Source organism: Kitasatospora sp. NPDC057518 (assembly GCF_042802075.1).
Taxonomy (GTDB): domain Bacteria; phylum Actinomycetota; class Actinomycetes; order Streptomycetales; family Streptomycetaceae; genus Kitasatospora.
Map to the genome: position 1 here is coordinate 1 of NZ_JBHVEU010000386.1, position 8567 is coordinate 8567.

9 protein-coding genes are annotated in these 8567 nt (G+C 70.5%); 4 read left to right on the forward strand and 5 right to left on the reverse strand.

Annotated elements, in window-relative coordinates; all coding sequences use genetic code 11:
• Window positions 1–86 precede the first annotated feature (86 nt).
• The 3 genes from ACFU7Z_RS30460 to ACFU7Z_RS30470 all read right to left on the reverse strand — a co-directional run bounded on the left by ACFU7Z_RS30460 (window position 87) and on the right by ACFU7Z_RS30470 (window position 2044).
• The gene (locus tag ACFU7Z_RS30460; protein WP_380739706.1) at window positions 87–503 is read right to left on the reverse strand and encodes a hypothetical protein; all 417 of its coding nucleotides are present in this window, start codon (window positions 501–503) and stop codon (window positions 87–89) included.
• Between the two features lie 282 nt (window positions 504–785).
• Complete coding sequence (locus tag ACFU7Z_RS30465; RefSeq protein ID WP_143204698.1) at window positions 786–1475, reverse strand: DUF6518 family protein; 690 nt, start codon at window positions 1473–1475, stop codon at window positions 786–788.
• Window positions 1472–2044 (reverse strand): VanZ family protein, encoded by a 573-nt coding sequence (locus ACFU7Z_RS30470; protein WP_380739710.1) that lies wholly within the window; start codon window positions 2042–2044, stop codon window positions 1472–1474. The genes ACFU7Z_RS30465 and ACFU7Z_RS30470 overlap by 4 nt, the downstream gene beginning before the upstream one ends.
• A 1037-nt stretch (window positions 2045–3081) precedes the next feature.
• On the opposite strand from ACFU7Z_RS30470, the gene ACFU7Z_RS30475 reads away from it, so the two are divergent.
• A complete protein-coding gene (locus ACFU7Z_RS30475; protein WP_147408964.1) occupies window positions 3082–3657 on the forward strand; it encodes a hypothetical protein in 576 nt (191 codons plus the stop codon).
• A 54-nt stretch (window positions 3658–3711) separates the two neighbouring features.
• Here ACFU7Z_RS30475 and ACFU7Z_RS30480 read toward each other — a convergent pair whose 3' ends face one another.
• Window positions 3712–4692, reverse strand: a complete 981-nt coding sequence (locus tag ACFU7Z_RS30480; protein ID WP_380781033.1) for an endonuclease/exonuclease/phosphatase family protein — start codon at window positions 4690–4692, stop codon at window positions 3712–3714.
• A 401-nt stretch (window positions 4693–5093) separates the two neighbouring features.
• On the opposite strand from ACFU7Z_RS30480, the gene ACFU7Z_RS30485 reads away from it, so the two are divergent.
• Genes ACFU7Z_RS30485 through ACFU7Z_RS30495 form a run of 3 tightly spaced genes read left to right on the forward strand, consistent with a single transcriptional unit; the run spans window position 5094 to window position 7698 of the window.
• Entirely contained in the window at window positions 5094–5837 is a 744-nt protein-coding gene (locus ACFU7Z_RS30485; RefSeq protein ID WP_380781035.1) for an ATP-binding cassette domain-containing protein, read from the forward strand.
• A gap of 2 nt (window positions 5838–5839) precedes the next feature.
• Window positions 5840–7099, forward strand: coding sequence for a hypothetical protein (locus ACFU7Z_RS30490; RefSeq protein ID WP_380781037.1), 1260 nt, complete (start codon window positions 5840–5842; stop codon window positions 7097–7099).
• Entirely contained in the window at window positions 7096–7698 is a 603-nt protein-coding gene (locus tag ACFU7Z_RS30495) for a hypothetical protein (RefSeq protein WP_380781039.1), read from the forward strand. The genes ACFU7Z_RS30490 and ACFU7Z_RS30495 overlap by 4 nt, the downstream gene beginning before the upstream one ends.
• Before the next feature lie 124 nt (window positions 7699–7822).
• Here ACFU7Z_RS30495 and ACFU7Z_RS30500 read toward each other — a convergent pair whose 3' ends face one another.
• Window positions 7823–8362, reverse strand: a complete 540-nt coding sequence (locus ACFU7Z_RS30500; RefSeq protein ID WP_147408963.1) for a hypothetical protein — start codon at window positions 8360–8362, stop codon at window positions 7823–7825.
• Window positions 8363–8567: the final 205 nt, after the last annotated feature.

Here is an 8567-nt window from a genome sequence, read left to right on the forward strand (position 1 = left end):
GTGCGAAATGCACCGGGAGCGGCAGTGGTCACGGCGGTCCCACGCTGGACGGCGTCAGGTCTGCCGAGTGGTAGAAGTACCGTGGGTCAGCAGTCGCTGACCGCCGGGGTTTGGAAACGTCCCTGGCCCGTGACGCTGAGGAAGCCCACCACGCTGTTGCAGAGAACGTTGAGGTTGTGCCAGGCGTAGGACTTGGTCTCCCCGGCGTTGATGCTGAATGCCCCGGCATCGTTGTAGTCGGTGCCCTGGTAGTTGAAGCCGAAGCGCGCCGTGACAGCGCCTCCGGCGCTCTTCGAGTAGGTCACCTCGACGGTCGATCGAGCGTCCTTGATCCGGACACAGAGGGTTCCGTTGCTGAGGCTGGTGCACCTGCTGGTGTCCAGGATGGATGCCGGCGCCTCTCCCGTCGACGGCGCCTCTGCTGCGGCGGCGGGAAGGGCCCCCGCTCCGAGTAACAACAGGGACGTCGCGGCGATCGTTCCTGCCTTTGTCAAGCTTCGCATGGGATTCTCCCTGGTATTCCTGGGCCCTGATCGGGCTTCGGAATCGACCTTATTAATCGGTGATCGTGCACGCAATGCTGAATTGACTCTTGGCTGGAACGGCTCGGCGTTGACCCGCTAATGGTGGCCATCATTCCGGTTTTTGAATCATGATATCCGTATCGAGATGCCGATTTTTGCCGGATGGGATGTGTTGCGGAATTGAAAATGGAATGTCATGATTTGGCCGCGCGGGTTTATGGGTGATATGTCGCAGGTGAATTCTGGCCCGGCGGCCAGAATTCACCACGATCGGAGCAGGTGGAGCGACTGCGCGGTGCTCCACAGGAAGAACCCGATCGCCGACGTGCAGACCAAGGAGCCGAAGGCGGCAGCCGGCCTCAGGCCGCGACTCACCCACAGGGCGCCCCCGAGCGGCGCGGCGATCAGCAGCAGTGAGATCCAGACTCGTGCGGTCGCGTCACCACCGAACATGTAGGACCGCGTCGGACTCCAGGCGTAGAGGCCCTGGACCACCACCAGGCCCCCCAGGACGCCCGCGGCCAACGACTTGGCGAGGGCGGTGCCATGGGTGATCCGCCATCCAAGCGCGCCGGCGGCGGGACCGGCGACGACCGCCACCATCGCCCAGAAACCAGTCTTGTCCACCAGATAGCCGCTGCCGGCGCTGGGTCTGATGTGCACTACGGCGTTCCCGCCGTAGTAGGTGAGCACGGCGAGGACCATGATCAGCGCGCCTGCGCAGGCCGCTGTCAGCAGCCTCTGACAGGCTGCTCCCAGAATCCCGGCTCCCACTCCCCAGGCGACGCCAGTGCTGGCGGCCACCGACAGAATGGAACCGAGCTGACCGGGGACAGTGTCGGCGACCAGGGCCACGACGCCCAGCGCCAACCCCGCCGGGACGGCGAGTGCGCAGACGACCGCGTCGGCCGGGCGAGTGGGTGATTTCGATTCCCGCGGCACTGGGGTCACCGGGTCACCGTCGTTCCATCGCGGTCCTTCTGCTGGGTGCGGTTCGCTGTGCCCAGCGAGAGGATCCTGTGCGCAGCGAGAAGCAGGGCAACGCCCAGGAGGTATCCGGCCGTATTGCCCGCGACGTCCATGATGTCGGAAGAGCGGCCGCTCTTGGTCAGCCACTGCACCGATTCGATGGCGACGGAGAGGGCGAAGCCGAAGCCGAGGCCGAAGAGGCGGCGACTGAACCCGGTGAACGCGACGACTCCGAGCGGGAGCATCATCGCCGCATTGAGGATGAGCTCCTCCCAGGCGAGGCTGTGAGGTTGCGCGGCATCGTCAAGGAATGCGGCCGGGGTGAGGTTGAGGCTCCGACCGCTGTGGCCGATATTCCCCCAGCCGCCCTGTGGCCGAAGGGTGATGTAGAGGATGACGGCGGATGCGATAACGGTGGCTACCTGGGAGATTCGCACCATCAGTCGCCTATTTTTGCGTAAGGCGATCGCAAAGGCGAACGCGCAGGTGAGGGCCGCCAGCATGCCGATCGTCACGGTCATGACGTTTACATGGAGGGCAATCTTCCACATGGGGGCAAACTCCGATCGAATGATTCGCCAGGGGCTGTCGCCTCGGAACACGATAGTGGCAGATGCCTGTCCAGCCCCAGCCCATGTGTATCCGGAGGTCTAGGCAGCAGTCGTTTGCGGAGAAACCGGAAAGATGGAGGGCGATCGGAAGTCGGGAATCAGAACCGTCCGTGCTCCCGGCGACCCGGTGGCGTCCCGTCAAGCCGCGGCCGGTGGGCCACCACCGTCCAGGAGCACGCCAAGCCGTTCCTGGGCCACCGCCTTGGCGGTGGCCGTTGGAGGGGTCACCCCTCCGGCGCCGCATGGCTCTCCACCCCAACCGCTCTCACCTGCCCTCCCGCCCTGCTCCGTGGGCCGTGCGAACCTGGACGGCTCGCCACCGTCGGTTCGGGCACCGTTGCCCACGGGGACCTCGTCGGCCACAGCCCCGCACCCGGACGCACGCGCCGCCGGCTGCACCGCGCTGCGCTCCTCGCCGGTGCGGGGACGAGGTCGAGCGGGCCGCGGGTCTCGCCGCGGTCTCGGGTGTCGGTGACGAAGGCGGCGTGGATCCGGCCGACGTCGAGCAGGGAGTCGCTCTCCCGCCGGACCCCTCGGCATCGCGGCGCTGGCCGGGGTCGGCCTGCCGGCCGTGCGCGGGCGACGGGACGGTCCGTCAGCCCGTGCGCCAGTTCCGTGAATTCCCCGGTCCCGGAACCCGTTCCAGTGCCCTGCTCGTTCCGCCGCGGCTTTCCAGGCGCCGCCGAACGCGCAGCTCAGGGCACATGTCGCCGTTCCAGCGTCCCGAACCGCCGGGCAGCGCTGGCGGGCGGGACGGATTCCGGGGAAGCCCAGCAGCAACCAGTACTGCGACACCCGGTTCCCGGTCTCGGTGTTCACCCGGGCCGCCGCCGTCCCCGCGCAGCTGTTGTCCTCGACGCACCCGTGGCCGCAGGGGGCCGGCTCGGCCGGGTGGAACGCGCCCTTCGGGACGGCCGACCGGAGTTCGCGGTGGGCGCGCGGGAACAGGCGGTCCCGGGCGTGCCATGCTGCTCCGCATGATCGACACTCCCGACAGTGGCGCCTCGGGCCCCACCTGGTCGTTCGCCGGCGCGTGCGAGCCGGCCGACTATCCCGCGGTCGGGGTCTTGGGCGTGCCCGGTGTCCAGCACGCCGGGGGCACGGGCCGCACCCTGTGCGGGATCCGCGGCCGGTACCTGAGGCGCTTCCTGAACCTCTTCGAGCCGCAGTACCCGGGCTCGTGCCACAAGTGCCGGGCGCTTGCCGAGGCCGCGCCGTCCCGGCCGTGCGGACAGGAACGCCTGCACGACCTGCTCCTGCGGGACGCCGACGACGCGCCACTGCGCACGGACCTGCTCGCCGCGCTGCGCCGGGGTGCGTCGATCGCGATCTGGATCACCGGCCCGACAACGGACCTCCAGTCCCACACCCGGCTCGATCTGATGACGGAGGAGGCCGGTCCGGCCGCCGAGGCGCTCGCGGCGGTCGGCAGGTCCGTCACGTTGGCCCGGGTGGAGGACGCCGACCGGCAGTACCTCGTCGTCCTGCCGCCCGACGGCCGCGCCCGCATCGCGCGCGGGGCGGTGGTTCCCGCTCCGGCGGCTGGTCGGTGACCCCGGGGCAGTGGTGCGGGGCGTTCCGTACCGCCGGCTCCCCGGGGTCGGCGTTCAGCGCAGGACGGCGAGTTCGGCCACCACGGCCCGGTGGTCGCTGCGCGGCAGGGCGTGCTCGGAGACGTCGACGGCGGTGAGCGCGGGCCCGTGCAGGACGTGGTCGATCTGGATCACGGCCGGGACGCGGTAGTCGGGGTGGTCCTGGGGCCAGGTGGGGAAGAGGCCCGCGCCGAGCTCCTCGTGGGTGTCGGTCAGGCCGGTGCCGATCAGGTCGCGCATCGGCTTGTGGTCGAGGGTGGCGTTGAAGTCGCCCAGCAGGACCGCGTTGTGGTTGCGTCCGGGCGCGGCGGCGCGCAGGCCGTGCAGGTCCTCGGCCCAGCGGCGGGCGTCGCCGAGCGGGTAGTAGGTGTGGACGGCGACGAGCTGCACCGGGCGGCCGCCGACGTCGACGGTCAGGTTGGTGGTCGGCCAGGCCGGGTCGGCGGTGGAGCCGACGGGCAGCCGGGTGTAGAGCGCGGTGTCGGTGCCGGCCGGCCGCTCCCGGTGGGGCAGCAGGGTGCGGATGCCGGCCGCGTCCAGGGCGTCGGCGGCGGAGTCGCTCTGCTCCTCGACCGCGAGCACGTCGATCCGCTGCTCGCGCACCAGGTCGACCAGGGACTTCGGCGAGACCTGCCCCATGAAGTTGTTGCTGGTCGCCACCCGCAGCCGGGGCGCGTCGGCGGGCGCGCCGGCCCCGTCCGGGACGAACCGGGGCACCAGCCACCACAGTTGCAGCACCACCAGCGCGGCCGCGACCCCGGTCAGCCACCGTGCGCGCAGCACCGCCACCACCGCCAGCAGCAGCACGCTGAGCAGCGCCGCGTACGGCAGCCCGGCCATCGGCAGGGCCAGCACCGTGCCGTCGTCCCACCCGAGCAGCCGCACCACCGCGAGCCCGGCCGGGCCCAGCAGCAGCACCCCGCACCCGACCAGCGCGGCGAGCCGCCAACGGCTCCGGCCGGCGGGCGACGCGCTCTTCGACGTACGGTCCGTCACGGTGCTCCTTCCAGGGCGGCGGCCGGCAGCCATGATCACCGGCCGCCGTCGAGAAGGACGGACGCCCGCGCCCGGGCCCCGGTTCCGCACCACCGGCCGAAGCCGGGCCCCTCGCCGATCTGTACGGCATCATCGGATCCGAACTTTCGTAGCAGGCCTCGCGGCAGAGCCCTCCAGAAGGAAGACGGTGCAGATCAACGGATGTGAGCATGCTTCCGTCGCCATCTCCGGGGAGGAACGCTCCGACACGTGCCGGCGCCCGCATGGATGCCCCGGCTGTGTCAACCGCCCGGACCGGCGTGCGGTGGGATAGCCGATGCTGCACGTGTCTGTGGGAAAGCGTCCGGGTGGCGCGGCGCCACATCTCTCACCAGCTCAGAATGCAAAGCGGATCGGTGATCATGCCTGTTCAAGTAACTGACTGCTCCTTCGGCTACCGCAAGGGCTCCCGAGTCCTGGACTCCTTCAGCCTCCGCCTGGGAGAAGGGTGCAGCGTGCTGCTCGGCCCGAACGGCGCCGGCAAGTCGACCCTGCTGGGCCTGATCGCCTCCGCCCTCAGGCCGGAGGCCGGTCGCATCACCCTTGACGGGTTGGACACGAGCAGTTCCAAGGACCTCAAGGCCTACCGTCGGAAGGTCGGCTGGCTCCCTCAGCACGTGCGGCCGGTGCCCGGCCTGCTAGTGCGGGAACAGGCGGCCTACGCGGGCTGGCTCAAGGGCATGTCGCGGAGCGAGGCCTGGGAGCGGTCCCGGCAGGCCATCGAGAAGGTCGGGCTCACCTCGCTCGCGGACCGGCGCAGCGGGGAACTCTCCGGTGGACAGTTACGACGGTTGGGGATCGCCCAGACCCTGGTACACGACGCCCAGGTCGTGCTCCTGGACGAGCCCACGGCGGGACTCGACCCGGTCCAGCGCGGAGTCTTCCGGGAACTGATCGGCGAGCTGCGCCACCTCACGAGTTTCGTCGTCTCCACTCATCAGACCGAGGACCTGGCCGAGACCTACGACTCGGTCGTCGTCCTCGACCAGGGAAAGGTGCGTCATCAAGGGCCCATCGATTCCTTCCTGACGCTCGCGCCGCACGGTGTCCCCGCGGAACGGCGTGCCGAGACCGCCTATGCCGGCATCGTCACCGGGGAGGTGTGACCGTGCCCTGGCGCACCATCTTCCGGATCTCGTCAGCCGTGCGGGCCATGCCCGTCCTGCTCGTGTGGATCGCGATGTACAGCGGCAGAATGACCGGCTGGATCACCGACGGCTACTGGCCTTCCGTCACGGCCCAGAGCAGCTTCCTGCTCAGCTTCACAGCGCCCGCCGTCGCGGCCTGCGGGGCCTGGGAAGGCCTCAAGGTGCGCCGGTCCGCGGTCCTCGGTACGGCACCCGCCCGTTCCGCCACCGCCATCGCCCTCTCCGTTCTGGCCCCGACCCTGGCCCTCGGCGCGGTCTCCGTCCTGGCCGCCCTGGCCTTGTTCGTTCCGCAGGCCGGTGGGGTTCCGGGCTGGTCCACCCCCGTCGTCATCCTCCTGGAACTGCTGGTCGTCCTCGCGCACGCCGTGGTCGGCTACGTGCTCGGACATGTCCTGCCGCGGCTGCTCGCCGTGCCCCTGACCCTCGTCGCCAGCTTCCTCTGGATGGCCTACCCGTCGACCCTCGACGCCTTCTGGGTCCGTCAGCTCAACGGTCGGAACCTCACCGAGTGCTGCGCGCTGGACCAACTGCCGGCCACCCGGGCGGTCCTCGCGCCGACCGTCGTGGCTGTCGGGATGGTGGTCGCCGCCTGGATCTGGACGAGGCTGCGCGGGAACTACCGGCTGACCGCCGTCCTGGCACTGGCGGCCACGGCGACGGCAGGGGCGGGGATCGCGGCACCTCTCGGATACCGTGCGGCGCAAGCACGTCCGGAAAGCGAGCAGACCTGCACCACGGCGGCGCCACGGGTGTGCCTGTGGCCCGAGCAGCGGGCCGACGCCACCAGCATCACCGACTGGGCGGTCGAGGCCCACCAGCGTCTCCAAGCCGTTGGTCTGGCACAGCCCTTGACGGTGGCACCGTTATCCGCCCGGCCCGGCAAGGACGAGGTGCAATCACTCGTCGCGCTGGGGTACATCCCCAACGGGGCTCCCGACTGCGCCAAGGAGTCGTTCGCCCGCTGGCCCGGCGTGGAGGCGGTCGCCCCACTGTCGTCCTGGCTGAAGCTCACGGCCGGAGTCACCCCCAGGGCGGTCGAAGGCAGCTACCGGCCACAGGAGGTGCAGATCGCCCGTCAGGTCATGACACTCCCGCACGGTGAACAGCTCGCGTGGTTCCGGAAGAACGCGGACACATTGGGTCGCTGCGACGTCAAGCCGGTCCTGGACCCCGCGCAGTACCATCAGCCGGGCGCGCCCTCCTTCCAGGCGGTCCGATGATCTGGTGGCTGCGCATCAGGTACGTGCCCGCCGTCGCCGTCGGCCTGCTCTCCTGCATCCTGCTGGGCAGCGGCGCCGACTCCGTGATGGTCCCCATCCCGGTGGTGATCGGCGGGCTGACGTTCGACCTGCCCATGTCCTCGCTCCTTCCGCTGGTTCCCGTCTGCCTGATCCTGGAGGGCCAGGCCCGTGCCGACGCTGTCGCGGAGCGCGTCGCGGTCCGCGCCGTGGGCGGATGGGACGCGGTCTTCATGGCCGCATGTGTCGTGGTCTGCGCGCTGGCCGCCGTCGTGGCATCCACGGCGGGCGCGGGCAGCGCCGCCACCTCCCTGGCCCGCGACTTCGCCGGCTACCTCGGCCTCGCCCTCATCATCCGCTGGCTCGCGGGAGGGCGAGTCGCCACGGCGGCCACTGCGCTGTTCCCCTTCCTGTGCGCCTCCTTCGGTCTGGTGCACAACAGGCCCGGCATCTGGGCCTGGCCACTGCACGACGCCAGATCAGTTACCGCGTCGATACAAGCTCTGGTCCTGCTTGCCATCGGTGCTCTCTCGCTCGTCGTCCCCCCGTTGCGCCGGCGTGCCGGTGTCGATGGCGACTGACGTCTCGATCGCTGTCGGAGCGGGACCGTCGGATGAAGGGGGCCTCGGTCGTGGCCGCACCGATGAAGTGCCCGCCCGAGTCGCGGCAGCGAGCGGTTGCCGCATGACGGGCTGCCGATCCGGCTCAGAGGAACAGGGCGACGATTCCGGCGAGCAGGCCGGCGGCGATACCCAGGACCGTTACGGCCATGAGCCCGACGCCGGCGCTGGTGAGCAGGATGCTGCCCTCCGGGGCGTGGCCGCGCCAGGCGGTCGTCAGCAGCCAGCCGGCCGACACGGTGCCCAGGACGAGGATCATGGCGGCGGCGATACCGTACTTGATGGCGGGTGACGCCGACGGTTCGTGGGCCACGCCCTTGGCCAGCCGTACCGGCAGCCGGGTGCCGGCCCGGTGTTTTCCGCTCGTGTCCTGTACCACGATGGGCCGGGCCTGGTCCGCGCCGCCGCCGGCGGGGGTGAAGCTGCCCTTGCAGTTGGTGCCGTCGTTGTAGCCCTCGCTGTCGGACACCTCGTAGCAGTCCTCCACCACGACGACGCCGTCCGGCGGGCCCAGCCCCATGGCCGCGCTCATCCGCTCCGCGGTCAGCGTCCAGGCCAGCCATACCGCTCCGGCGAGGAGCGCCACCGCCAGTACCCCCGCCGCGATCCGTGTTGCCGTCCGCACCCTCGCCGCCTCCCTCCCCGTATCCGCGCCCGCTCGGCGGACCGGTCCTGCATCGGCCAACTGATGGTGACAGCAGCGTAGTTGACGTTCAATGCCCGCACCCGCCCGAAAGGTCCCGGGGCCTACCGCCCGACCTGTGGGGCGTGGCGCGCACCCGGCGTGCCGCGAACGCCGACGCCCCCGGCCTGGACAGCCGGGGGCGCTG